23 protein-coding genes are annotated in these 22,261 nt (G+C 56.4%); 14 read left to right on the top strand and 9 right to left on the bottom strand.

What is annotated here, in order from left to right:
- Window positions 1-77: 77 nt before the first annotated feature.
- Together ACNQ62_RS12290 and ACNQ62_RS12285 are read left to right on the top strand one after the other, a co-directional pair.
- Window positions 78-908: a helix-turn-helix domain-containing protein gene (locus tag ACNQ62_RS12290; RefSeq protein WP_009825327.1), complete on the top strand. Its 831-nt coding sequence runs from the start codon at window positions 78-80 to the stop codon at window positions 906-908.
- Between the two features lie 78 nt (window positions 909-986).
- A complete protein-coding gene (locus tag ACNQ62_RS12285; RefSeq protein ID WP_418094957.1) occupies window positions 987-1,703 on the top strand; it encodes a hypothetical protein in 717 nt (238 codons plus the stop codon).
- A 47-nt stretch (window positions 1,704-1,750) separates the two neighbouring features.
- On the opposite strand, the gene ACNQ62_RS12280 is transcribed toward ACNQ62_RS12285, so the two are convergent.
- The gene (locus tag ACNQ62_RS12280) at window positions 1,751-3,349 is read right to left on the bottom strand and encodes a phosphoenolpyruvate carboxykinase (RefSeq protein WP_418094956.1); all 1,599 of its coding nucleotides are present in this window, start codon (window positions 3,347-3,349) and stop codon (window positions 1,751-1,753) included.
- 364 nt (window positions 3,350-3,713) lie between these two features.
- Here ACNQ62_RS12280 and ACNQ62_RS12275 point away from each other — a divergent pair, with 364 nt between their 5' ends.
- Genes ACNQ62_RS12275 through ACNQ62_RS12245 form a run of 7 tightly spaced genes read left to right on the top strand, consistent with a single transcriptional unit; the run spans window position 3,714 to window position 9,078 of the window.
- The gene (locus ACNQ62_RS12275) at window positions 3,714-4,415 is read left to right on the top strand and encodes a response regulator transcription factor (protein WP_005849917.1); all 702 of its coding nucleotides are present in this window, start codon (window positions 3,714-3,716) and stop codon (window positions 4,413-4,415) included.
- A gap of 41 nt (window positions 4,416-4,456) precedes the next feature.
- On the top strand, window positions 4,457-6,136 hold the full coding sequence (locus tag ACNQ62_RS12270; RefSeq protein ID WP_418094955.1) for a sensor N-terminal transmembrane domain-containing protein: 1,680 nt from the start codon (window positions 4,457-4,459) through the stop codon (window positions 6,134-6,136).
- Window positions 6,137-6,143: 7 nt separating this feature from the next.
- The gene (locus tag ACNQ62_RS12265) at window positions 6,144-6,572 is read left to right on the top strand and encodes an HPr kinase/phosphorylase (protein WP_289079795.1); all 429 of its coding nucleotides are present in this window, start codon (window positions 6,144-6,146) and stop codon (window positions 6,570-6,572) included.
- A complete protein-coding gene (gene rapZ / locus ACNQ62_RS12260) occupies window positions 6,565-7,458 on the top strand; it encodes an RNase adapter RapZ (protein WP_289079796.1) in 894 nt (297 codons plus the stop codon). Before ACNQ62_RS12265 ends, rapZ begins: the two co-directional genes overlap by 8 nt.
- Window positions 7,455-7,847 (top strand): PTS sugar transporter subunit IIA, encoded by a 393-nt coding sequence (locus tag ACNQ62_RS12255; protein ID WP_005849910.1) that lies wholly within the window; start codon window positions 7,455-7,457, stop codon window positions 7,845-7,847. Before rapZ ends, ACNQ62_RS12255 begins: the two co-directional genes overlap by 4 nt.
- Window positions 7,848-7,862: 15 nt before the next feature.
- Entirely contained in the window at window positions 7,863-8,132 is a 270-nt protein-coding gene (locus ACNQ62_RS12250) for an HPr family phosphocarrier protein (protein WP_005849908.1), read from the top strand.
- 55 nt (window positions 8,133-8,187) lie between these two features.
- Window positions 8,188-9,078: a lysophospholipid acyltransferase family protein gene (locus tag ACNQ62_RS12245; RefSeq protein ID WP_005849907.1), complete on the top strand. Its 891-nt coding sequence runs from the start codon at window positions 8,188-8,190 to the stop codon at window positions 9,076-9,078.
- A 65-nt stretch (window positions 9,079-9,143) separates the two neighbouring features.
- Here ACNQ62_RS12245 and ACNQ62_RS12240 read toward each other — a convergent pair whose 3' ends face one another.
- Window positions 9,144-10,019 carry a 3-hydroxybutyryl-CoA dehydrogenase gene (locus ACNQ62_RS12240; RefSeq protein ID WP_005849905.1) on the bottom strand — a complete coding sequence of 292 codons (876 nt, stop codon included), beginning with the start codon at window positions 10,017-10,019 and terminating at the stop codon, window positions 9,144-9,146.
- A 158-nt stretch (window positions 10,020-10,177) separates the two neighbouring features.
- On the opposite strand from ACNQ62_RS12240, the gene ACNQ62_RS12235 reads away from it, so the two are divergent.
- Window positions 10,178-11,002, top strand: a complete 825-nt coding sequence (locus tag ACNQ62_RS12235) for a DUF6473 family protein (protein ID WP_418094954.1) — start codon at window positions 10,178-10,180, stop codon at window positions 11,000-11,002.
- Window positions 11,003-11,052: 50 nt separating this feature from the next.
- On the opposite strand, the gene ACNQ62_RS12230 is transcribed toward ACNQ62_RS12235, so the two are convergent.
- From ACNQ62_RS12230 to ACNQ62_RS12205, 6 genes are all read right to left on the bottom strand, one after another.
- Window positions 11,053-11,979, bottom strand: a complete 927-nt coding sequence (locus tag ACNQ62_RS12230; RefSeq protein ID WP_005849902.1) for an electron transfer flavoprotein subunit alpha/FixB family protein — start codon at window positions 11,977-11,979, stop codon at window positions 11,053-11,055.
- Window positions 11,979-12,737 carry an electron transfer flavoprotein subunit beta/FixA family protein gene (locus tag ACNQ62_RS12225; RefSeq protein ID WP_005849900.1) on the bottom strand — a complete coding sequence of 253 codons (759 nt, stop codon included), beginning with the start codon at window positions 12,735-12,737 and terminating at the stop codon, window positions 11,979-11,981. The genes ACNQ62_RS12230 and ACNQ62_RS12225 overlap by 1 nt, the downstream gene beginning before the upstream one ends.
- A gap of 146 nt (window positions 12,738-12,883) precedes the next feature.
- On the bottom strand, window positions 12,884-13,456 hold the full coding sequence (locus ACNQ62_RS12220) for a cob(I)yrinic acid a,c-diamide adenosyltransferase (protein ID WP_418094953.1): 573 nt from the start codon (window positions 13,454-13,456) through the stop codon (window positions 12,884-12,886).
- Entirely contained in the window at window positions 13,456-13,662 is a 207-nt protein-coding gene (locus ACNQ62_RS12215; RefSeq protein WP_037953908.1) for a twin transmembrane helix small protein, read from the bottom strand. The genes ACNQ62_RS12220 and ACNQ62_RS12215 overlap by 1 nt, the downstream gene beginning before the upstream one ends.
- Window positions 13,663-13,720: 58 nt before the next feature.
- The gene (locus ACNQ62_RS12210; RefSeq protein ID WP_418094952.1) at window positions 13,721-14,548 is read right to left on the bottom strand and encodes an SDR family oxidoreductase; all 828 of its coding nucleotides are present in this window, start codon (window positions 14,546-14,548) and stop codon (window positions 13,721-13,723) included.
- A 30-nt stretch (window positions 14,549-14,578) separates the two neighbouring features.
- Window positions 14,579-15,232, bottom strand: coding sequence for an SH3 domain-containing protein (locus tag ACNQ62_RS12205; protein WP_289082767.1), 654 nt, complete (start codon window positions 15,230-15,232; stop codon window positions 14,579-14,581).
- A gap of 201 nt (window positions 15,233-15,433) precedes the next feature.
- Between ACNQ62_RS12205 and ACNQ62_RS12200 the strand changes: the two genes are divergently transcribed.
- Genes ACNQ62_RS12200 through ACNQ62_RS12190 form a run of 3 tightly spaced genes read left to right on the top strand, consistent with a single transcriptional unit; the run spans window position 15,434 to window position 20,168 of the window.
- The gene (locus ACNQ62_RS12200) at window positions 15,434-17,761 is read left to right on the top strand and encodes a DNA topoisomerase IV subunit A (RefSeq protein WP_348655843.1); all 2,328 of its coding nucleotides are present in this window, start codon (window positions 15,434-15,436) and stop codon (window positions 17,759-17,761) included.
- Window positions 17,762-17,817: 56 nt separating this feature from the next.
- Window positions 17,818-19,077: a DUF898 family protein gene (locus tag ACNQ62_RS12195; protein WP_418094951.1), complete on the top strand. Its 1,260-nt coding sequence runs from the start codon at window positions 17,818-17,820 to the stop codon at window positions 19,075-19,077.
- On the top strand, window positions 19,074-20,168 hold the full coding sequence (locus ACNQ62_RS12190; RefSeq protein ID WP_418094950.1) for a M48 family metallopeptidase: 1,095 nt from the start codon (window positions 19,074-19,076) through the stop codon (window positions 20,166-20,168). Before ACNQ62_RS12195 ends, ACNQ62_RS12190 begins: the two co-directional genes overlap by 4 nt.
- On the opposite strand, the gene ACNQ62_RS12185 is transcribed toward ACNQ62_RS12190, so the two are convergent.
- Complete coding sequence (locus ACNQ62_RS12185; RefSeq protein ID WP_418094949.1) at window positions 20,165-21,514, bottom strand: cytochrome P450; 1,350 nt, start codon at window positions 21,512-21,514, stop codon at window positions 20,165-20,167. The two genes, ACNQ62_RS12190 and ACNQ62_RS12185, sit on opposite strands and share 4 nt — an antisense overlap.
- A gap of 127 nt (window positions 21,515-21,641) precedes the next feature.
- Between ACNQ62_RS12185 and ACNQ62_RS12180 the strand changes: the two genes are divergently transcribed.
- Window positions 21,642-22,241 (top strand): hypothetical protein, encoded by a 600-nt coding sequence (locus tag ACNQ62_RS12180; RefSeq protein WP_235208576.1) that lies wholly within the window; start codon window positions 21,642-21,644, stop codon window positions 22,239-22,241.
- The last annotated feature ends 20 nt before the right edge of the window (window positions 22,242-22,261 follow it).

Raw genomic sequence — 22,261 nt, 5'->3', positions numbered from 1 at the left:
GGTGACGAATGAACACTGTCGACAGCCCAAAGCCAGTTGATTTTGACGCGGACCGAATTCCTCCGTTACTATATGAAATGGTTAGATCTTTTACCGTCCTCGCGGACACGTTGAACCTTAGTCAAGCTGTGCGCTTGTTGGGAAGTACGCGGCAGACGGTTCGGCGTCATATCGCCCAAATTGAGGAGTTCTTGGGGGCTCCAATGTTTGAGGTTGATGAGCGCCGGTACAAATTAACACAGCGTGGTGAAGAGGCTTTGCCAGAAGCGCGTGAGTTTCTCGCGCGGGGCAAGGTCTGGATCAAGGGCAACACGCGGAGCACGGGTGGGCTTTTACGGCTGTCCCACGAAACACCCAACGGATGGAATTTTTATCAACAGCAACGGCCACTTACCCAGATTTGGGATGGTGAATCTGAAATGATCAAGGAGGCATTCTCGGCCTGGGTGCAGAGCGAAGGCCGGTTGGAACATGAGAATTTTCAACAAATTCGCCCATATGTCCTAGTGTATCGCGACTCACCCAGTGGTTGGATCTGTATCGAAGTCGGGCAAGAATCATTCTACACAAGTTGGTGGGGTTGGGAGAACGCGCGCAGCAGTATTGGCCGCCCTCTCGGCAATTTTCCGGGCGGTCCCGAGTTTGAGGCTATGCTGGATTTCCCCTTCCGGGAGGTTCAGGCTAATGGCGGGGTCCGCCTTGACGAGGTTGTGACGCAAATGCCGAGAAACACGGCAGGCGGCGAGCTTATCCCATTGGCCTATAAACGACTTTTGATGGCGAGCCGTTTCCCTGACGGAAGCTTTGCATTGATATCCGCGGTAGATAGATCACGTCACGTCACCATCTCAGGGTTGGATCAAGACGCGATGGTTGGCATGCCCGAGGATGCAATCGTCGGCTTCTAGCCGGTTACCTAAAAATCGAAGAAAATTCCCGATAAATAAGCTACCCTTTGATCAGCTTGCATCAAAGGAGAGTTCAGTATGACATTGTTGAGTTTTCAAGACGGCGAACGGTTTATCGCCAGCAGTTCCGCACTTTTGCATGAGGCCGGGATCACATTAACGGTCGGTTATGATTTTGCTGAGTATAAGACGATATTGCAGGACGCGCGTCCGGATCACTTGCTAGGGCTGCCGTTTGACCCTGAAACGCACGACCTGAACGAAACCAATGCCTTTTGGATTGTCGGCCGAAATGCCAAAGGCGATGTTATGCATACGCAGGCAATGCGTATGCTGGATTTGAAAGGAGCCAAGCTAGCCGAATATCTTCGTCGGTCATTTGTCGAGTTTCCGCCGCCCGGCGTTGACATCGATTATCTTCGATCACGGTATCGGGCGGGGCCGGGTGCGCAGCGCATCGCTGGCGACGTGTGCTATCATGGGGAGTTCTGGGTGGGCACAACGCCGCGAGAGTTCAGAAACGCAGGTCTATCTTCTGTGCTGGGGCGCTATGCATTCTGGCAGGCGATGCAGCATTGGGATCCTGACCATGTCATCGCGTTTATGACCAACTCGGTCGTGTATAAGGGCTTTCCAGCGCGGCACGGCTATATGCATACGGAGCCAGGCACGTTGCGGTGGTTCATCAACGGAATGGATGCGCCGGTCGAGGGGTTCATGGCCTATATGGGGCGTGATGATTTGCGCTTTATTCTGGATATGCCGCTCTCGGACCGAGCTTCGAAAGCGGCATAGTCTGCGCATGGAAAAAGAGCCGCGCATTGGCGCGGCTCTGGTAAGCTTTAGCCGATGGCGGCGGCTTTCACGTCGTCATCAATATAAGGGAGGTATTGTTCGAAGTTTTCTGCAAACATCTTTACCAGCTTGTCAGCCTGACGATCGTAGGATTCAGGGTTGTCCCATGTCCGGCGTGGATCCAGCAGGATGTCAGCAACACCCGTAACCGCCACGGGAACATCAAAGCCGAAGTTTGGATCTTTGCGGTACTCTACGCCCGCGAGCGCCCCTTCCAATGCTGCGGTCAGCAGCGCGCGCGTTGCTTTGATCGGCATGCGGCTGCCTGTGCCATAAGCGCCTCCAGTCCAGCCAGTGTTTACCAACCAGCAGGTTGCGCCATGCGCCGCGATCTTCTCGCGGAGAAGGTTCCCGTAAACCTCGGGGCGACGCGGCATGAAGGGCGCACCAAAGCAGGTCGAGAATGTAGGCTCGGGTTCAGTCACGCCACGTTCGGTACCGGCAACCTTGGAGGTGAAGCCAGACAGGAAGTGGTACATGGCCTGAGCCGGGGTCAAGCGCGCGATAGGGGGAAGAGCGCCGAACGCATCACAGGTTAGCATGATGATATTCTTGGGGTGCCCACCCGTCGCTTTTGCCGAGGCGTTAGAAATGTAGTGAAGCGGGTAAGCGCAACGCATGTTGGCGGTGAGGCTGTCATCGTCGAAATCAAGCTCTTTGGTGTCTTCATCAAAGATCATGTTCTCGATCACGGTGGCGAATTTTTCGGTAGTCGCGTAAATCTCGGGCTCTGCCTCTCGGCTGAGGTTGATCGTCTTGGCGTAGCAGCCACCTTCGAAATTGAATGTCCCGTTATCTGACCAGCCGTGTTCATCGTCACCAATCAATGTGCGGCCCGGATCGGCGGATAGCGTGGTCTTTCCTGTACCTGACAGACCGAAGAATACAGCGGTATCAACGGGATTGCCGGTAGCATGGTTGGCCGAGCAATGCATCGGCATGATCCCTTTTTCCGGCAACAGGTAGTTCAGCAGGGTGAATACAGATTTCTTGTTCTCACCTGCGTATTCTGTGCCGCCGATCAAGATCATCTTCTTGTCGAAGTTCATCGCAATGACGGTTTCCGAGCGGCAATCGTGTTTAGCTGGATCAGCCGAAAAGCTCGGGCAGTTGATCACGGTGAAGTCCGCGATGAAATCATCCAGCGCGTCGCGCTCGGGGCGGCGCAGCATGTGGCGAATGAACAGACCGTGCCAAGCCAGCTCGGTCACCATACGCACGTTGATCGCGTGTTTCGGATCGGCCCCGCCGACCAAATCCTGGACGAAGTAATCACGCCCCTGCATATGCGCCAACATGTCCTTGTGAAGCGCATCAAAGCCTTCAGGCGACATCTCGGCGTTGTTTTCCCACCAGATTTTATCGGCAACGCTGTCGGTTTTTACGACATGTTTATCCTTGGGGGAGCGTCCGGTGAATTTGCCCGTCGTCACAAGAAACGCGCCGCCCTTGCCTAACGTGCCCTCTTCCCGTTTCAGCGCGGCTTCGACCAACGCGGGTTCGATCATGTTGTAATAGACATCACCAAGCCCGCTTATGCCTTGGTCTTCGAGGCGGAATTGCGGATTTACGCGGCCTAACGTCATGTGATGTCTCCTGTAGCTGCACCGAGAAAAGGTGCCAATTCTTGCACAAATGGCTCGACCCAAGGGGTCGTGTCTGCCTCTTAGCACGTTGATTTACAGTATGAACAGGTAGGTTAGTCGCAGTTAGCGCCACCATGTAACTGTTTGCGGAAACTGTCGTTAATTGAACGTAAAGTGCGATGGGGTAACGTGGCGTCTGCACCCTGTATGTGCGGCAATTTAGCCATTCATTAGCAAATTGTGGCGCGATTATGGCCAAGATGAGGAGCGATTCGCAGTTTCCGATTGATTCGGCCGCGTAAATTGATGATCAATGAAAGAAAAAATATTATGGCAGTTGAGCAGCATATAAAAGGAACAGGCAATGTCTAAAATTGCATTGGTGGATGACGACAGGAATATCCTGACGTCGGTTTCAATGACGTTGGAAGCCGAAGGTTTCGAAGTCGAGACATATAATGACGGGCAGGCCGCGTTGGATGCGTTCAACAAAAAACTGCCCGACATGGCGGTGTTGGACATCAAGATGCCTCGCATGGATGGCATGGATTTGCTGCAAAGGCTTCGCCAGAAAACCGCGATGCCCGTGATCTTTCTGACATCCAAAGATGACGAGATTGACGAGGTGCTCGGCCTGCGGATGGGGGCTGATGACTACGTGAAAAAACCCTTTAGTCAGCGGCTTTTGGTTGAACGTATCCGTGCGCTGTTGCGCCGCCAGGATGCCGTGGAAACCAACGAGGTCGGCGACACCGAAGAAACCAAAGTGATCGAACGTGGTGATTTGCGCATGGATCCGTTGCGCCATGCAGTCAGCTGGAAGGGTAAGGACGTATCCCTGACGGTGACAGAATTCCTGCTGCTGCAAGCGCTTGCACAGCGCCCCGGCTTTGTGAAGTCGCGTGACCAGTTGATGGACGTGGCATATGATGATCAAGTTTACGTCGACGACCGCACAATCGATAGTCATATCAAACGGTTGCGCAAAAAAATGCGGACTGCGGATGACGAGTTTTCCGCGATCGAAACACTCTATGGCATCGGCTACAGATACAACGAAGAGTGACCTGAGCCATGGCCATTGTCGAAAGGAATTTTGTGCGAGACATGACCACACCTTATCGGGACGGTGATGTTGTATTGGGCGACGATTGGGTCGCTCCGGACAAAACCGCGACAGATGAATTGCGCAGCAAACGCGCGCGGCGGGGGCTGTTCTCTCTGCGTGCGTCGCCGCTGACGCGCAAGATCATCACATTTAACTTGATTGCGTTGAATGTTTTGGCCGCCGGTATTCTTTATCTTAACTCTTCTCGCGATAGCCTGGCCGTGCAGCGTGGTGCGTCACTGGTTTCGGAAGCTGAACTGATCGCTGATGTCTTCGAGGCGCAGTTGGCAACGGCGGGTACGCCTGACAGCCTGAGCGACGCGATAGATGTGGATGCAAGCCTTGGCCGGCTTGATTTGCGCAGCGGGATCGAGGTGTTTGTATTCGATTCTACCGAAAGCCTTGTTGCGCAGAACGCGGGTGCTGCCGCGCGAAATAACGTCGGTGCCGAAGATGACACGGCGCTGATTTCCGATGGGTTGAGCTGGCTTTGGGGGCTGCTCTCCCGACCGTTCGAAAGCGCCGTCACGGCAGATCCTGCTCCGTTGGCGGAACAGTTGCAGCCGTTGGTCTCGGGGGCATTGGTAGGCGGGACCAAGGTGCGGAACGATCTTGTCGGCACTGGCGGCACGCTTTTCTCCGTTGCTACGCCGATCGTGCAGAACGGATTGCCCGTCGGGGTTGTCGCCGTCACCTCGGCCGCGGGTGAAATTGACAAACTGGTTCGCGGCGAACGGGAGAGGGTGCTCCAGATGTTCGTGATCGCGACGCTGGTTTCGATCGGGTTGAGCCTCGTGCTGGCCTCGACCATCGCAAATCCGTTGTCCGATCTTGCTGCCGCGGCAGAGCTTGGGCGTGATAAAGATGCGCGTAAGATGAACCCGGGCCGCATTCGGATCCCTGATTTGACGGCGCGTCCTGATGAAATAGGGCGCTTGTCGGGGGCGCTGCGCGGGATGGTTTCCGCATTATACAACCGCATTGACGGAAACGAACAGTTTGCCGCCGATGTCGCGCATGAGATCAAGAACCCGCTTGCGTCGCTCCGTTCTGCGGTAGGCACGCTGCGTCTGATCAAGCGTGAGGACCAGCGCGAAAAACTGCTGGATGTCATCGATCATGACGTTCGCCGGTTGGATCGTTTGGTGAGTGATATTTCGAACGCGTCCCGTCTGGACAGCGAATTGGTCAAGGAAGAGGAAGAGCCGTTTGATCTGCTGATGATGATCAGCAATCTGGGTCAGTATCTTGGCGAAGATGCGCGCAAACGTGGCATCGATTTTATCACCGATCTGCCCGAACAGCCGATCATCGTGCACGGGTTGGAAGCACGCCTGGCACAGGTTTTTGTGAATCTGATCAGCAATGCCGTCTCGTTCTGCGAAGACGGCGATGCCATTCGGGTCTGGGCACGTAAACGTGAAAATCGCGTTCTTGTGGTCGTCGAAGACACGGGGCCCGGCATTCCAGAGCAAGCTCTGTCGAAGATCTTTAAACGTTTTTATTCGCAGCGCCCGGAAGAGCATTTTGGCAATAACTCCGGCCTCGGGCTGGCGATCTCGAAGCAGATTGTCGAAGCGCATGGCGGCGTGATCTGGGCAGAAAATATCCGGCCCACGGACGCCGATATCTCCTCTGATCCCCTTGGCGCGCGCTTTGTGGTCGGCCTGCCCACCTGAACCGGCCATGACCAAAAGCACGATCCACGCCACCACCGTCGCGATTGATGGGCGTGGCGTGATGATCAGGGGGGGCTCGGGTCAAGGCAAGTCCGCGATGGCGTTGCAGATGATTGCGATGGGGGCCGAGCTGGTTGCCGATGACCGCACGGATTTGATCGTTCAGGATGCCCAGGTTATCGCGCACCCACCCGCCGCGATCAAAGGGTTGATCGAGGCGCGCGGCGTCGGCTTGCTGACCTTGAAACATCGCAGTGCGATACCGATCTTTCTTATCGTAGACCTTGACCAAGATGAGCCCGACCGTCTTCCCGAAATCACGTACCAAGACGTGATGGGCATCCACATCCGATGCCTGAAAAGATGCGACGGGCCTCATTTTGCTGCCTCTGTTTACTTGATGGCAAAGATGATGAAATACACAGCAGATGACTGATGATGTAACACCCAACCGGCGTATGGTGCTGGTGACCGGCCCCGCGGGGGCAGGGCGATCTTCAACGCTCAATGTGTTGGAGGATGCAGGCTTTGAAGCGATCGACAATATTCCCATGCGGATGCTGCGCGCTTTGCTCGAAGCGCCGGATCAACTGCGTCCTATGGCTCTTGGTGTCGATTTGCGGAACCGCGATTTTTCGACCGATCGCGTGATTGAACTGATGTCGGACATGCGGTCCCGTCCCGATGTAGATATTGAATTGTTATATCTGGATTGTGCGACCAACGTCCTGCTTCGGCGCTTCTCCGAAACACGCCGGCGCCATCCCATGGCGGCCACCGCTACACCTGTCGAGGGGATCGTGCGCGAGAAAGAGCTGCTTGAACCGGTGCTGGCGCTGGCGGATGTCCTGATCGACACGTCCGAGCTGAATGTGCACCAGTTGCGTGCGGAAGTGGAGCGCTGGTTCGCGCTTGATGGGGAGCATCACCTCAGCGTATCCGTACAGTCTTTTTCGTATAAGCGCGGTTTGCCCCGCAGTGCGGATATGGTGTTTGACTGCCGGTTTTTGCGCAATCCCTATTGGGAACCCTCGCTGCGTGGTATGAACGGCACACAAAAAGAGGTCGCCGATTACGTGCATGCCGACCCGCTGTTCGAAAGCTTTGCCGCACAGGTAAACTCTCTGTGTCAATTGATCCTGCCAGCCTGCAAGACTGAAGGTAAATCGCATATCTCTCTTGCGTTTGGCTGCACAGGGGGGCAACACCGTTCCGTAACTTTGGCCGAACATCTGGCGTTCAAACTTTCGAACGACGGCTGGCAGGTGTCCATCAGACACCGCGAACTGGATCGTAGTAAACGGGAAGAGACATCGCGTTGATTGGTATTGTGATTGTTGCACACGGCGGATTGGCCAAAGAATATTTGGCTGCGATCGAACATGTTGTTGGGTCGCAAAACGGCGTGCGCGCTATTGCGATCCATGCAGACCATGATCGTACCGAAAAGCAGCGGGAAATCTGCGAGGCAGCCGATGCCGTGGATACGGGCAATGGTGTTGTCGTCGTAACGGACCTTTTCGGTGGGTCCCCGTCGAACCTCAGTTTGCTTGCATGCCGTCCTGAAAACCGTCGGATCCTTTACGGTGCAAACCTTCCCATGTTGATCAAGCTGGCAAAGTCACGTGATCTAGAAGTGCCCGAGGCGGTGCGCGCGGCCCTGGCGGCCGGCAGAAAATATATTGATAGCCAGAATGTTAGTGCGGAATAGCAAGGCCCCTATTGTATGACCCAAGTTTCATTGAAAATCGTAAACGAAAAAGGCCTGCATGCCCGCGCCTCCGCCAAGCTGGTTGAGGTCGTCGAGGCTTTTGATGCGCGCGCCGAAGTCAGCAAGGACGGCATGTCCGCCTCTGGTGATAGCATTATGGGGCTGCTGATGCTCGCGGCGTCCAAAGGGTGTACGATTGATGTACAGACCTCCGGCCCGGATCAGGACGCATTGGCCGATGCGTTGACAGCCTTGGTGGCTGACAAGTTCGGCGAAGGCCAGTAACGGCGGTGTTTGCAATGCGGCCGGTGGTCACTGTGATGCGTAAAGGGTTAACCACATGACGGAGAATGCGCCAACCGGCCCTGCGCCCCTGCTGAACGATGGCAGCGGCGAACCGGTGACCTTCACGAAGTATGACCGCCGAAGCCTGTCCTATGCATCCACGTTTGATCATCCTGTCAAATCGGGGATCATCAGCGCTATCGAACTTTTCACCGGCAAGCTCAAGGTTCTGCGCCTGATCCGACAGTTCGAGAAACAGGGCGCGCCCACAGGGCAGGGCTTTTGGCGCGCGGCACTTGATACGATGGGTATCGACCTGACGACCCCGCAGGAACAGCTGGATCGAATTCCGAAAACGGGTCCAGTGGTCGTTGTTGCGAACCACCCGCACGGGATGGTCGATGGCATGATTTTCGCCGATCTGATCGGACGGGTACGCCCTGATTATCGGATCCTGACGCGCTCCTTGTTGACCTCTATCGACGAGGTCGCGGGCAGCTATATGATCCCCGTGCCGTTTCCCCATGACCCTGATGCGCAGCGCAAAGGTGTCGAAATGCGCGCCAAAGCGATGGCGCATCTGAAGGATGGCGGTGTTGTCGCGCTGTTCCCATCAGGGGTCGTAGCGGCTTCGGATACCATGTTCGGCCCTGCTATCGAGGCGGAATGGAACGTTTTCACCGCGAAAATGATCCGGCGCTCGGGCGCGCAAGTGGTGCCAATGCGCTTTCCAGGGCAAAATAGCAGAGCCTATCAAATTGCGAATAAAATCTCGCCCATCTTGCGGCAGGGGCTTCTGCTCCACGAGATTGTGCACGCATGCGACAAGCCGCAGGGCCCGATCGTAGGCGCGCCGCTTTCGCCAGAGCAGATGGCCGCTCATGCGGACGACCCGCGCGGTTTCATGGCGTGGCTACGGGCGCATACACTTGCTCTTAAAGACTAACGCTATCTTCCAAATGGGATAAATCCCGGGGGCGCGGGGGCTGGCCCCCGCTGCTCGCCGCAGTTTTATCGCGTGGGCACAGGCACATCGCCGCGATAGTCATAGAAACCCCGCTGAGATTTACGCCCCAGCCAGCCCGCTTCAACGTATTTTGTCAGCAGCGGGCAGGGACGATATTTCGTATCGGCCAGCCCGTCATGCAACACGTTCATAATCGCCAGGCAGGTGTCTAGACCGATGAAATCTGCAAGCTCCAGCGGCCCCATCGGGTGGTTGGCCCCCAGCTTGAGTGAACTATCGATGGATTCGACAGAGCCCACACCTTCATAGAGTGTATAGACAGCCTCGTTGATCATCGGCATCAAGATACGATTTACGATAAATGCTGGGAAGTCTTCGGCAGAGGCCGCAGTTTTGCCCAGTTTATCAACGACGCCGCGGCAGGCCTCAAAAGTTTCCTTATCCGTCGCAATCCCGCGGATCAGCTCCACCAGCTGCATCACGGGCACCGGGTTCATGAAGTGGAACCCCATAAATTTTTCAGGGCGATCGGTTCGGCTGGCGAGCCTTGTAATCGAAATCGACGACGTGTTCGACGTCAGGATTGTGGTCGGTTTGAGGTGCGGGATCAGATCTTCGAAAATCGCTTGCTTGACCGTCTCGCGTTCGGTCGCCGCCTCGATCACCAGGTCGCTTTGGCCCAACTCTGCAAGTGTTTGGGTTGTCACGATTCTTTTGAGCGTCGCGTCACGGTCTGCTTCGGTTACCTTACCGCGGCCAACCTGACGGTCGAGGTTGCCAGTAATGGTATCAACCGCCTTTTGCAGTGCTTCAGCGCTTACATCGTTCAACAGCACGTCGTAGCCCGCCAAAGCCATAACATGGGCGATGCCGTTGCCCATTTGGCCTGCGCCAACGATGCCGATTGTCTGGATATCCATGCGCTGTCCCCTTTTGTTTCGCCGCAGCATAAAGCGGGCGGGGTAGCAGCCGCAAGGGTCGGAATTCACGACAGCTTTTCTCAAATCCGAACATTAAGGAAATCGAAAATACTTAGGGCGATTCTGCGTCCGTAAAGCGGTGGAACAGGGTGAACGGTATGGGCGCTACGGATGATGGCAGGCGGCGGTTGGACTACGCGTTGTGCCGCTATGGCAGGTCGAAACTACTGTTTCGCGGACCTCTTCGGAGAACTTCCGCGCCCTATGTGGTTTTTGTTGGCGGCTCCCAGACGTTTGGCCGCTACGTCAAAACTCCGTTCCCTACGTTGGTAGAACTGTCGAGCGGGGTGCCTTGCATCAATTTCGGGTTACAAAATGCGGGTCTGGATGTGTTTCTACATGATGCCGAAGTCATGAAAATTGCCGCCGGGGGGCATGTGACCGTGGTGCAAGTGTTGGGCGCACACAACATGTCGAATCGTTACTACTCAGTGCACCCGCGTCGAAACGACAGATTTATCGCACCGTCGAAACTGCTTTGCTCCATCTACCCCGAGGTTGATTTTGCGGAGTTTCATTTCACACGCCACCTATTGGAAGCGCTCAAGCAAGTCTCGCCCACTCGGTTCGCGATGGTGGTGCATGAGCTTCAACAGGCTTGGATCGCACGGATGACCCTGCTGCTTGGCCGGATGGCGGGACCATGCGTGCTGCTTCACCTTGGTCCCGAGAAGCCCACGCGGGACATGGGGGCGCAGGCTCGCGCGGGGCCTCTGTTCGTGACCAAAGCTATGGTTTCTCAGGTGAGTCGGCTGGCGGCCGGGATGGTATATCTGACACCGTCACACGCGGCCATGTCCGAGGGGACGGCGGGGATGGTGTTCCCTGCAGTAGAGAAAGAGCGGGCGTTACAGCTCCCCGGCGTTCGGGCACATCAAGAGATTGCGAAGGCGGTCGCGCAGACGATTGAACACCTGAAATAGAAAAAGGCCCGCAGGTGACTGCGGGCCTTATCCACTAAAACCTTAAAGGCTTACAGTTTCTCGATCAGCTCGGGAACGGCTTCGAACAGATCTGCCACCAGACCATAGTCGGCGACCTGGAAGATCGGCGCTTCCTCGTCTTTGTTGATGGCGACGATGATCTTGCTGTCTTTCATGCCGGCCAAGTGCTGGATCGCACCGGAGATGCCAACCGCCACATAAAGCTCGGGCGCGACAACCTTACCGGTCTGACCAACTTGCCAGTCGTTCGGAGCATAGCCCGAATCAACGGCAGCGCGCGAAGCGCCAACAGCGGCACCCAGCTTGTCAGCCAGCTTTTCGATCAAGGCGAAGTCTTCTTCGGAGCCAACGCCACGGCCGCCGGAAACAACCACGCCAGCCGATGTCAGCTCGGGGCGATCGCTTTCTGCAACGTGGTCTTCTACCCAGGAAGACAGGCCGGGATCGGCCGCAGCGGATACCGTCTCTACAGAGGCAGAGCCACCGTCGCCCGCGGCGTCAAACGTCGTGGTGCGGAAGGTGATGACCTTTTTCGCATCCGAGGATTTTACCGTCTGGATCGCGTTGCCCGCATAGATGGGACGTTCGAACGTGTCGGCGTCGACAACACCGGACACATCGGACAGCAACATGACGTCAAGCAACGCAGCAACACGTGGCATCACGTTTTTAGCGTCTGTGGTCGCTGGCGCGGTGATGTGGTCGTAATCACCGGCGAGCGATACGATCAACGCCGCCGTGGATTCCGCGAGGCGGTGGCCAAGGGTCTCATCCTCGGCGACCAGAACTTTGGAAACACCGTTGATTTTCGCAGCCGCTTCGCCCGCCGCAGCGGCGGAACCACCAGCGCAGAGAACAGTAACATCGCCGAGCATCTTGGCCGCAGCAACGGCTTTGGATGTCGCGTCAAGTGCCAGTTCGCCATCAGTTACTTCTGCAAGGAGTAGAACAGCCATTACACAGCCCCCGCTTCTTTAAGTTTCGCAACCAGTTCATCGACCGACTCGACCTTGATGCCCGCAGCACGTTCTGCTGGCTCAGCCGTCTTGATGATTTCCAACCGGTTGGAAACCTCGACGCCATAATCGGCAGGTGTCTTCTCATCCAAAGGCTTTTTCTTTGCCTTCATGATGTTCGGTAACGACGCATAGCGTGGTTCGTTCAGGCGAAGATCCACAGTCACGACTGTAGGCATGGAAACCTTAATAGTCTGCAAACCACCGTCGACTTCACGTGTCACAACAGCGCTGTCGCCATCGATGTCGACTTTGGAGGCGAAGGTCGCTTGCGACCACCCCAGCAGAGCGGACAGCATCTGACCAGTGGCGTTCATGTCGTTGTCGATCGCCTGCTTGCCGCAAAGAACAAGGTCGGGCTTCTCTTCTTCGACGACGCCTTTCAGAATTTTGGCGACGGTCAAAGGCTCGATATCGTTGTGCACATCGTCGGCGGCCACGATCAGAATCGCGCGGTCCGCGCCCATTGCCAGCGCTGTGCGCAGTGTTTCCTGCGCCTGTTTTACGCCGATAGAGACGACCACAACTTCTTCGACCTGGCCGGCCTCTTTCATGCGGATCGCTTGTTCGACGGAAATCTCGTCAAACGGGTTCATCGACATCTTTACGTTGGCAAGATCAACACCCGTGCCGTCCGCTTTGACGCGTACTTTCACGTTGTAGTCGATCACGCGCTTTACAGGTACCAGTACCTTCATGAGCGTTCTCTCTCCTCAGTTGACGATCCGGGCCGGTTCGGCCCCGATCATGTGAACTCTTCGTCGGTGTAACGAAGCAATCGAATGCAAAACAGTCAAAAATAGTAATTTATTGTCTTTCGACGCGGCGTTTCTGACTGACGGCCTTAGCGATTTGCCCCGGGCACCCATAATACATCGTCCTTACCGCCGTTATTTGAAGCCCTCGCCGCGACGAAAAACCAATCGCTTAGTCGGTTCAGATATTTGACGGCGGCCGGATTAATAGAATCCCTGTCAGCCAAATGCACCGCAAGCCGTTCGGCGCGGCGAGCAACTGTCCGGCACACGTGCAAATGCGCGGCAAGTGCGGTGCCGCCGGGTAGAATAAAGCTTCTCAGCGGAGACAGATCAGCGTTCATCACGTCGATCTCACGTTCAAGCCTGTCGACCTGCTCCGCCGCGAGGCGCAGAGGCGGGTATTCGGCGTCTGCATCCGCTTCCATATCGGGGCGGCACAGGTCAGCGCCCAGGTCGAACAGGTCGTTCTGGATACGCGACAGCGAGGCGTCGGTTTCGCCTTTCGCTTCAAGCCGCGCGACACCAACAAAACAGTTCAATTCGTCGGATGTGCCATATGCCTCGACCCGGAGGTCGTGTTTGGCCACACGGTCCCCGTTCCCCAACGCGGTTTCGCCTTTGTCGCCGGTACGGGTGTAAATTTTATTAAGAACAACCATCAGCCAGCGTCCTTTCGCAAGTATACATATATGACGATGAGAACGACAGCGATGAACTGTGCGATGATGCGCATGCGCATAAGTTTATTTGAATTGCGCTTATTGAATTCTCCGCCACCAGCGAAGCCCCCAAGCCCAAAAATCAATACGATAACCACCGCAATCACGGCAACGACGGTCAGGATATATAACGGATCAGCGAACATAAGCATCCTTTGTGTTGCTGAAAGATGTAGCGGGGTCATGCAGTAGCGCAACCCGAATTTATCGAGAGAGCACCCAGTCTAGGGCACGTGTTGGTAAAATACGCTTTAAAATGCCCGAGATACGCGTCGGCGTCGTGACATAATACCGCGGCCGTGGGCGGTCGGCCTCCAGCGCATGGACAAGCTTGTCAACGACTGCTTGTGGCGGAAGCTCGAACCTGTCGGGTCCTCTCGCAGTGTATAGCCTGTCTAACAACGCGCTTTCGTATTGCGCCTTTCGGGCAGAGCTTTTCCAATCGATCCAACGCTCGAAGTGCGGGATAGAGTTCGCGCGGATGTTGGATGTAATGGGCCCGGGCTCGATCAGGGTCACGTGGATGGGGGTGTCGCGCAGCTCAATACGAAGCGTGTCTGTTAAGCCTTCCAGCGCGAATTTTGTAGAATTGTAAGCGCCACGCCACGGCATTGTGACAAATCCCAAGACGGACGAACATTGAATAATGCGCCCGTGACCCTGTGCCCGCATCACAGGGATGATCTTGCGCGTAAGCTCGTGCCAGCCGAAGAAATTGCTTTCGAATATCTCGCGCAGCGCGTCGGTGGGAAGGTCTTCGACGGCACCGGGTGTCGCATGGGCACCGTTATTATAAAGGGCATCGAGCGTGCCACCGGTTTGCTCAAGTACATGATCCACCGCAGCGGCAATGCTGCTGGCATCCGTATAGTCGAGCTGGGGCGCATCAAATCCTTCGGCGGCTAGCCTCTCGCAATCGCGTGATTGGCGGCATGAGGCGAAAACCCTCCAGCCGCGTTCGCGCAATGCATGCGCAGCGGCGTAGCCGATCCCGGAGGAGCAGCCGGTAATTAAAATTGTACGTTGTTGCATGAACAGTTGTCTCGGGAGTTGTTGAGTAGTTTACCCGTTCGACAACAGGAAATCGGCCATCCAGCCCTCTGGCCCGCCGTCTACGGGACGCATCTTTACCCATCCATCGCCGTTATCCTGAATAATCTCGACCGAATCGCCGCGACCTAGCTTGCTCACGACCTGAAACTCGGTGCCCGGGCCACCACGGACATTCACACGGTTGCCGGATACAGAACGAATATCCGCTTCGCTGCTCAGGTTCGTTTCAGCACGGGCTTCTACGATCGCGGCACCGCTGTCGTTCGGAACGATCAGGCTGGGAATAATTGCGGGCGTGTCCGCCCCGTTCGCCGCGATGTTCTGGGCAACAGGCACATACGATACGTCAGTCGCAGCACCGGTGTCCGCGGTATTCAATGCGGTGGTGAGGGTGACAGAAACGCGTTCGGGATCATCAGCTTGCGCGGTGCTTTCAAAACCCGGCGGGGTCGTATCAACCGGAGCCGTCGCGACCGCCGGGATGACCTTTGCCGTCTCGACTGGTTCGTTTGAGGTTTCAGCGGTGATTTCGTTCTCCTGTGCTGGCATTTGGTCTGCATTCGCAGCCATCCGAGCGCTCGCGGGTTGAAAATCGGCCCCGCCGCTCATCTCGTAGAATGCCCAACCAAGAAACCCGAAGGTTAACAAAATAAACCGCTTCATCACACATTCCTCGAAATAGCAGACAGCCTAGACCCGCAGCAGGTCTCCCCAAGGCTGTAATATCAAGTATAATATAAAATGCTGCCTAATCGTTCCAATATGTTTGCAAAGTTGCATGACAGAGACACCGCACGCCGTGCTGGGGCGCTGCGCCCCAAACAGTCGCTTGCCGCGTCTCGCGGCCTTGGCTAAACAATGAAGATGTCAGATGTAACCACCCCCGCCGATCCAGATTCTCGCAATTCGTCAGAGCCTTTGCGCCGTGCATTGGGCGATCGGTATCTGACCTATGCGCTGTCTACTATTATGCACCGCGCGCTGCCCGATGCGCGCGACGGGTTAAAGCCCGTTCACCGTCGGATTCTATTCGCGATGCGTGAACTGAGGCTTAACAGCACCGGGGGATTCCGGAAGTCTGCGAAAATTTCTGGCGACGTGATGGGGAACTATCACCCGCACGGCGACGCTGCGATCTACGATGCGATGGCGCGTCTCGCGCAAGATTTTAACGTGCGTTATCCGTTGGTTGACGGGCAGGGGAACTTTGGCAACATCGATGGGGATAACCCCGCTGCGAGCCGATATACCGAAGCGCGCATGACCGCCGTGGCCGAGGCCATGCTGGAAGGCCTGAATGAAAATGCTGTCGATTTTAGAGAGAATTACGACGGCACACTGACCGAGCCTGCCGTTCTGCCCGCGCAGTTCCCGAACCTTCTGGCAAACGGGTCGTCGGGTATTGCTGTTGGCATGGCCACCAACATCCCGCCGCATAATATCTCGGAACTGGTGGACGCCTGTATCCACCTGATCAAAACGCCCGATGCCCGCGATGATACCTTGCTTAAATACGTTCCCGGTCCCGATTTTCCGACCGGCGGTATTATCGTTGAACCCCCTGAAAACATTGCGAATGCCTATCGTACGGGTAAGGGCGGTTTCCGTCTGCGCTGTCGGTGGGAAACAGAGGATCTGGGGCGCGGTGCTTGGCAAATTGTCATCACTGAAATTCCCTATCAGGTGCAGAAATCCAAGCTGATCGAAAAGATCGCAGAGCTTATTCAGACCAAGAAGATTCCGATTCTGGGCGATGTACGCGACGAATCGGCCGACGATATTCGCCTGATCATCGAGCCGCGTTCCAAGAACGTTGATCCCGAGGTCCTGATGGGGATGCTGTATCGCAGCTCTGATCTTGAGGTGCGATTCTCGTTGAACATGAACGTCTTGATCGACGGGGTGACGCCTAAAGTATGTTCGATGAAGGAAGTGCTGCGCGCATTTCTTGATCACCGGCGCGAGGTGCTTCAGCGGCGCTCGACCCACCGGATGGAGAAGATCGACCACCGCCTAGAGGTCTTGGAAGGTTTTATCGTCGCGTTTCTTAACCTCGATCGCGTGATTGATATCATTCGCTATGACGAGGACCCGAAATCGGCGTTGATGGCCGAGGATTGGGGCAAGGATCACGTGCGCGCGATGGACGAGGCGAGCTATGTACCGCCAGCGCCCTCCACAGAAAACTCGCTATCCGAAGTTCAAGCCGACGCGATTTTGAACATGCGCCTACGGTCGTTGCGCCGCTTGGAAGAAATCGAATTGCTGCGCGAGCAATCCGCCTTGATGGAGGAGCGCTCGGGCCTCGAAGATCTGCTGGAAAATGAAGGTACCCAATGGGATACGATCATCGACCAGCTGCGCGAGACGAAAAAGCAGTTCGGCAAGGACTGGTCGCTGGACGGTAAGAACATCGGTCGTCGTAGAACGAGCTTCTCCGAAGCTGGCGTGATCGAGGAAGTCCCGCTGGAGGCGATGATCGACCGCGAACCGATTACGGTTGTCTGTTCGCAGATGGGCTGGATCCGTGCGATGACGGGACATATCGATCTGAACCGCGAGTTGAAGTTCAAAGATGGGGACGGACCCCGCTTTATTTTCCATGCAGAGACAACAGACAGGCTGCTGGTCTTCGGGTCGAACGGGCGCTTTTACACGGTGTCTGCATCGACCTTGCCCGGCGGGCGCGGCATGGGGGAGCCATTGCGGTTGATGGTGGATCTGCCCAACGAAGTTCAAATTGTCGATATTTTGATCCACAAGGCGGGGCGCAAGCTATTGGTGGCTTCCTCGGCCGGGGATGGATTTATCGTGCCGGAGGATGATGTTCTGGCGCAGACACGCAGCGGTAAACAGGTGCTGAACGTGCGCGGCGACGCGAAAGCAATGATTTGCGCGCCGGTGACCGGCGATGCGGATGCCGTTGCCGTTGTGGGTGAGAATCGCAAAGTCTTGGTGTTCGGCTTGGACGAGCTTCCCGAAATGGGACGCGGCAAGGGTGTGCGGCTGCAAAAGTACAAAGACGGGGGCATGTCTGATGCGATCACGTTTAGCCGCGAGAACGGGCTAAGCTGGCAGGATCCCGCGGGACGGACACGTACCGAAGCTGACCTGACCGAATGGACTGGCAAGCGCGCAACAGCGGGGCGCATGGCACCGCGTGGGTTCCCGCGTGATAACCGCTTCGGTTGATCGCAAACGACGTGAGTGACGCCGAGCTGTCATACCCCAGTGGTTCGGCACCCGCGATGTCGGTTCAATTCGTCGGGGGGCGCGGCGCGCTCTTTTGGTTGGCGTTCAAAACCGGTTTTCTCACGATTATGACGCTTGGGTTCTACCGGTTCTGGATGAAGACCCGTTTGCGGCGATGGTATTGGTCCGCAATCCGGCCGGGCGGGCATCCGATGGAATACGTCGGCGATCCGATTGAAAAGCTATTGGGCTTCTTCATCGCCGTTGTGATCCTCACCTTCTACATCGGAATCATTAATCTGATTCTGATGTTCGTCAGCTTCTCGGTGTTTTCGAGCGCGACCTTAGGGTACTTCGCAGCGGGATTCGGGGTTGTTCCTTTGTGGTTCTATGCCCGATATCGTGCGCGACGGTACGTCTTGGGACGGACGCGATGGCGCGGGGTGCGGTTTGGCCTTGATAAAGGCGCATGGGGGTATGTCTGGCGCGCTATGCTGCATTGGTTGGTCACCATTTTCTCGCTAGGGCTGCTTTGGCCACGTATGACCTTCTACCTTGAGAAATACACGACGGACCGCACCTATTTCGGATCGGCACAGCTGCATCAAGGGGGGCGTTGGGGCATGCTCTATCGTGCCGCGATTCCGTTTGCTTTGTTCACCTTGCTGCTTCTTGGTAGTGTGGCTTACGCGTACATATCTGCCGCGTCCCAGACTTTCGACACGTCGGGCTTCGCCTCGCAGATGCTCGAAACGCTGGCTGACGGGCAGGGCGCAGCATTTTCTATGCAAGGCGCTTGGTGGTTGCTCCTTTTCCCCGTGAGCCTGTTAGGCATGGTCTACGGTGCAGTGCACTATCGCTTTGTTTCGAAAAGAATAATGGCAAACCACAAGACAGCGAATGGTATCGCCATAACGTCGAGGCTAAGCGCACCGCGTATCGCGTTCATCTACGTTTTCGGCAGCTTTATCGCATATTCGGTCCTCGTTCTGGGGGTGATTTTGCTAGTGTTAGGGGCATTTGTCGTGATTGGACCAAGCGCCTTTATGGGGTTTGATTTGGGGATCGACATTGAAACGCTTCCGATCCCTCGGGCTTTGGCGATCGTGGTGTTGGCGGTTTTTTACCTCTCGGTCTTTTTGATGTGGAACGTTTGCTACAACACATTCGTCACCTTTCCGTTAATGCGTCACATGGCCAAAACCTGTGCGCTTCCGCGGTATGACGGTTTGCAAAGCATCAGCCAGTCGGGGCGGGATGACTTCGCCGAAGCCGAAGGGTTTGCAGAGGCGTTGGACCTGGGAGCCGCGATATGAGCGTCGGGTTTAACGGCATGGGGGCGGCCTATTTTGATGGTGATTGTCCGGTCGCCGAAGATGTAAGCCTGCATATTGCGAACGATAATCTGCAGATTGGACTGGATAGCGAAGATATTATCTTCTGGCGGCTTGGCGATATTCGGTTGGTGCCCGATCAGTCGCGTGGGAAAGACTATACCCTGCGCTCAGTTACAGATCCGGTGGCGCGGCTTATCGTTGCGGATAAGACGCTGCTACAACATCTTCCTGCAGCCCGGCGTCCTGCGCGGGCCCGAGGGCGACGCAGGTTGTTCGCTTGGGCGATGGCAGCTGTCGCGGCTGTTGCGCTTCAGATTACAGTGCTGGTGCCATTTTTGGCGGACCGCTTGGCGAATTTCATCCCGCCAGCAGGAGAGGCCGCCTTGGGTGAGGCGACATTGGGCCAGATTCGCAGGGTCTTGGACGAAACCGGCATGCAGCCCCTCGCCATTTGCGACGCCTCGGCGGGCGAAGCGGCGCTCACCAGCATGATCACCGCGCTTAACGCGGGCGAGGGGGCAGTGCAGGATTTGAATGTCCTGGTGCTGGACCACCCGATGGTTAACGCTTTTGCGCTGCCCGGCGGGATTGTCGTGCTGTTCGACGGGCTGATCCAGCAAGCCCAGTCCCCGGATGAGGTCGCCGCTGTGCTGGCGCATGAAATTGGTCATGTTGTCAGTCGTGACCCGACACGCCATGCGTTGCGGTCCGCCGGATCGATTGGCGTTTTGGGGCTTTTGTTCGGTGACTTCGCAGGCGGTGCCGTGGTGTTGTTTCTGGCAGAGCGTTTGATCAGCGCGAACTATACCCAGCAGGCTGAAACAGAGGCAGACGCGTTCGGGCATAAACTTCTGGCGACTGCGGGCGTGTCTCCGAAAGCGATGGGGGCCATGTTCGAGCGCATGCGCCAGACCCAAGGCGAAGCGAATCCGTTGATGGCCCATTTCCTGAGCCATCCATCATTCGATGACCGCATCGCCGCAGCGCAAAATGCGGCGCGCGCGCAGTCTGAATACTCAGCTATTGTCGACGCGAACGCCTGGGGCGACCTGCGGCGGATTTGCGACTAGGCAGGTGTTGCGGTTAACCATACTCCGCCTTCGGGGCGAAGGGTCAGGATCATAACCGGTTCAGGGCTTTTCCCGGCGACCGGTGTGAAACGAAACCGCGAAAGCAAGGTCGCAAGGATGATCACCGCCTCTTGCTGCGCAAAGGACGCGCCGATGCAGATACGCGGGCCATCGCCAAAGGGCAGGTAGGCGTATCGGTCGATCGCTTTGCGATCTTTGAAACGGTCGGGGTCGAAAACGTCGGGCTGGTCCCAAAGCTGCTGATGGCGGCCAAGCGCGTAAATCGGCACCATGACAGTATCGCCGGGCCGAATTTCCCTGCCGCATAAGGTGTCGCGTCTTTGCGCCGTGCGTGAAATCACCCCCGCTGGCGGGTACAGGCGCAGGGTTTCGTCGATAATTTGGCGGATGTATGGTAGGTTTTCGACGTCTGCACCCGTCGCCGCGCGCCCCTGCAACACGGTTTGCGCCTCGGCGCGGGCCTTTTGCTGCACGGCCTGATCAAAGCCCATCAGATAGAGCGCCCAAGACAGGGTAAGGGCCGTCGTCTCATGCCCTGCGACGATGAAGGTTAACAGATTGTCCCGTAGCTCGGCCGTATTCATCTGACGTTTGGTCTTGGGGTCGGTGCCGTCAAGGAGAAGATCCAGCAGGTCCGGCGTATCGCTGGGCCCCCGTTCGGCCCGCGCATCTATCGCGCCGTCGGCAATGCGTTTCATGTCTTTAAGGGCACGGCCCGACATCGCCCGTCCTGGGCGCGGAAGCCAGTCTGGCAGGCCAAGAATATCGAAAAGGCTCAGTTTCCCGGCTTCTGCAATATAGTCGTCAATGGCGCGGTGCACGGCGTCGCGGTCAAATCCATCGCCGCCCGAGAATGTGACATCCGAGATGACGTCGAATGTCGACGTGACCATCTCGTTCAGCATATTGATGGCCCGCGGGCCAGCGGCGGCGATCCGGTCGGCTGACCTTTGCGCTGCTGCGGTCATGATGGGCGACAGGTTCAGCATATTGCGGTGTGAAAAGGCCGGTGCCACCGCGCGGCGTTGCCAGCGCCAATGCGCACCCTCCGCAATGAAAAGGGAGTCTCCGATCGCGGGGCGCAAAAGGTTTTTTGTCACCAAGGATTTGGGGTAGTCGTCAACCCGATCCAACAGCATCTCGCGGATGGCAGTCGGGTCCATAACCATGTGCCAACGCTTGCCCATTTTGCCAGAGACCATCGGCTGTTTGACAGCTATTTCAGGAATAATGCTAAGCACATTACGGCGCGCCATAGCGAGGCTGCGAAACAGGCCTAGGGGTTGGTTAACCAAGGCCACGCGGGCGGGCAGGGGGCGATCCATGGCAATTATCCTTCATCAGACGGATATAGGGTAGCACGCCACCCCGTGCGTGCCACTCTAGCAAACGTTGCACCCTATTCAGCCTTAGGGTATCGCAAAGGGCACAAATGCGCCGAGGAGGCATGAAATGGTTCGAATTTTATCAGCTTTGATCAGTATCGTGGTCCTTTCTGCGTGTAACGGGGCATCCGACCTCGACAAGCCGGCGGTGCCTTTGGGTGACTTTAATCTATACCACAACATCGTTGTCGCGCCGAAGGTACAGAAACTGCCGATCAGCCGCGAAGTCAGTGAAGAGGTGCTGACGACGGCTGTAAAAGACGCCATTGCCGAACGTTTTGACCGCTATGAAGGCGCGCGCAATTACCACTTTGGCGTCAGTGTCGAAGGCTATGTTCTTGCGCCTCCTGGTATTCCGCTTGTGCTTGCGCCCAAGTCGATCATGATCCTGAACCTTACCGTTTGGGACGATGCCGCGGGTAAGAAGCTTACGGACGAACCGCACCAGATCACCGTTTTCGAATCCCTTGATCAGGGGCCTATCGTGGGGTCTGGCTACACCAAGACTGCTGAAGAACAGCTTAAGAACCTCAGCCAGAATGCGGCAAAGTCGATCGAGACCTATTTGGTCAAGCAAAATAAGGCCGAAGGCTGGTTCGAACGCCCGGCGGACGCGGTCATCGAGCGCGCTGAAATCCCCTCTGCGCCGGCGGTAACAGCGAACTAGTGCGCATTTACATGAATTCT

The organism is Sulfitobacter sp. SBS6, from assembly GCF_048285585.1.
GTDB lineage: Bacteria > Pseudomonadota > Alphaproteobacteria > Rhodobacterales > Rhodobacteraceae > Sulfitobacter > Sulfitobacter pontiacus.
The sequence above is the reverse complement of the archived record's forward strand: the minus strand, read 5'-3'. Positions and strand labels throughout refer to the sequence as shown.

What these genes read in the sequence shown, in the direction of transcription:
- ACNQ62_RS12200 (WP_348655843.1), top strand. Translation starts at nt 15,434, where the DNA reads ATGTCAGATGTAACCACCCCCGCCGATCCAGATTCTCGCAATTCGTCA.
- ACNQ62_RS12290 (WP_009825327.1), top strand. Translation starts at nt 78, where the DNA reads ATGGTTAGATCTTTTACCGTCCTCGCGGACACGTTGAACCTTAGTCAA.
- ACNQ62_RS12185 (WP_418094949.1), bottom strand. Translation starts at nt 21,514, where the DNA reads ATGGATCGCCCCCTGCCCGCCCGCGTGGCCTTGGTTAACCAACCCCTA.
- ACNQ62_RS12210 (WP_418094952.1), bottom strand. Translation starts at nt 14,548, where the DNA reads ATGCAACAACGTACAATTTTAATTACCGGCTGCTCCTCCGGGATCGGC.
- ACNQ62_RS12240 (WP_005849905.1), bottom strand. Translation starts at nt 10,019, where the DNA reads ATGGATATCCAGACAATCGGCATCGTTGGCGCAGGCCAAATGGGCAAC.
- ACNQ62_RS12235 (WP_418094954.1), top strand. Translation starts at nt 10,178, where the DNA reads ATGGGCGCTACGGATGATGGCAGGCGGCGGTTGGACTACGCGTTGTGC.
- ACNQ62_RS12180 (WP_235208576.1), top strand. Translation starts at nt 21,642, where the DNA reads ATGGTTCGAATTTTATCAGCTTTGATCAGTATCGTGGTCCTTTCTGCG.
- ACNQ62_RS12205 (WP_289082767.1), bottom strand. Translation starts at nt 15,232, where the DNA reads ATGAAGCGGTTTATTTTGTTAACCTTCGGGTTTCTTGGTTGGGCATTC.
- ACNQ62_RS12280 (WP_418094956.1), bottom strand. Translation starts at nt 3,349, where the DNA reads ATGACGTTAGGCCGCGTAAATCCGCAATTCCGCCTCGAAGACCAAGGC.
- ACNQ62_RS12225 (WP_005849900.1), bottom strand. Translation starts at nt 12,737, where the DNA reads ATGAAGGTACTGGTACCTGTAAAGCGCGTGATCGACTACAACGTGAAA.
- ACNQ62_RS12275 (WP_005849917.1), top strand. Translation starts at nt 3,714, where the DNA reads ATGTCTAAAATTGCATTGGTGGATGACGACAGGAATATCCTGACGTCG.
- ACNQ62_RS12220 (WP_418094953.1), bottom strand. Translation starts at nt 13,456, where the DNA reads ATGGTTGTTCTTAATAAAATTTACACCCGTACCGGCGACAAAGGCGAA.
- ACNQ62_RS12270 (WP_418094955.1), top strand. Translation starts at nt 4,457, where the DNA reads ATGACCACACCTTATCGGGACGGTGATGTTGTATTGGGCGACGATTGG.
- ACNQ62_RS12195 (WP_418094951.1), top strand. Translation starts at nt 17,818, where the DNA reads ATGTCGGTTCAATTCGTCGGGGGGCGCGGCGCGCTCTTTTGGTTGGCG.
- ACNQ62_RS12190 (WP_418094950.1), top strand. Translation starts at nt 19,074, where the DNA reads ATGAGCGTCGGGTTTAACGGCATGGGGGCGGCCTATTTTGATGGTGAT.
- ACNQ62_RS12245 (WP_005849907.1), top strand. Translation starts at nt 8,188, where the DNA reads ATGACGGAGAATGCGCCAACCGGCCCTGCGCCCCTGCTGAACGATGGC.
- ACNQ62_RS12285 (WP_418094957.1), top strand. Translation starts at nt 987, where the DNA reads ATGACATTGTTGAGTTTTCAAGACGGCGAACGGTTTATCGCCAGCAGT.
- ACNQ62_RS12215 (WP_037953908.1), bottom strand. Translation starts at nt 13,662, where the DNA reads ATGTTCGCTGATCCGTTATATATCCTGACCGTCGTTGCCGTGATTGCG.
- ACNQ62_RS12230 (WP_005849902.1), bottom strand. Translation starts at nt 11,979, where the DNA reads ATGGCTGTTCTACTCCTTGCAGAAGTAACTGATGGCGAACTGGCACTT.
- ACNQ62_RS12265 (WP_289079795.1), top strand. Translation starts at nt 6,144, where the DNA reads ATGACCAAAAGCACGATCCACGCCACCACCGTCGCGATTGATGGGCGT.
- ACNQ62_RS12250 (WP_005849908.1), top strand. Translation starts at nt 7,863, where the DNA reads ATGACCCAAGTTTCATTGAAAATCGTAAACGAAAAAGGCCTGCATGCC.
- rapZ (WP_289079796.1), top strand. Translation starts at nt 6,565, where the DNA reads ATGACTGATGATGTAACACCCAACCGGCGTATGGTGCTGGTGACCGGC.